General features: G+C 61.1%; 1 pseudogene. It reads left to right on the top strand.

Going from position 1 to position 604, the window contains the following annotated elements:
- Positions 1 to 87: 87 nt before the first annotated feature.
- Positions 88 to 604 (top strand): annotated as a pseudogene (locus BCO18175_RS40435) (IS5 family transposase); the annotation flags it as partial.

The following is a 604-nucleotide window of genomic DNA, read 5'->3' as shown; positions in this document are numbered from 1 at the left end:
AAAGTCTCTAACAAAATGATTGTTTGGGGGCTGTTAACCCGCCGCGCGTTTTGTTAACCTCTTCGTTGTTTCGCTGACGAGGAGGCCATGGCCAAACCGATACTCGATGACGAACTGTGGTCACTGATCCAACCGTTGCTACCCCCACCGAAGCCACGCCGTACGCGATACCCGGGCCGCAAGCCTCTGGACGATCGCGCCGTGCTGACCGGCATCCTGTTCGTGCTGCAATCCGGTATTCCCTGGGAAATGCTTCCGCAGGAAATGGGCTGCGGCTCGGGCATGAGCTGCTGGCGCAGACTGCGCGACTGGCAACAGGCGGGCGTCTGGGATCGGCTGGTCGCGTGTGGTCATCGATTCGTCCTCCATTCGTGCAGTGGGATCGGGTCAAAACAGGACCCAATCCCACCGATCGGGCGCGACCCGGTTCAAAGCACCATCTCGTTACCGAAGCGCAGGGCATCCCGCTCGCGCTGATCCTCACGGGCGCCAATCGCAACAACGTCACTCAACTGCTGCCTCTGATCGAGGCCATTCCGCCCATTCGGGGCAAGCGGGGGCGGCCTCTGTCAAAGCCCGTCATCGTGCAGGCCGATCGCGGTTA

The sequence above is a fragment of the Burkholderia lata genome, assembly GCF_902499335.1.
Lineage (GTDB): Bacteria > Pseudomonadota > Gammaproteobacteria > Burkholderiales > Burkholderiaceae > Burkholderia > Burkholderia lata_B.
The sequence above is the reverse complement of the archived record's forward strand: the minus strand, read 5'-3'. Positions and strand labels throughout refer to the sequence as shown.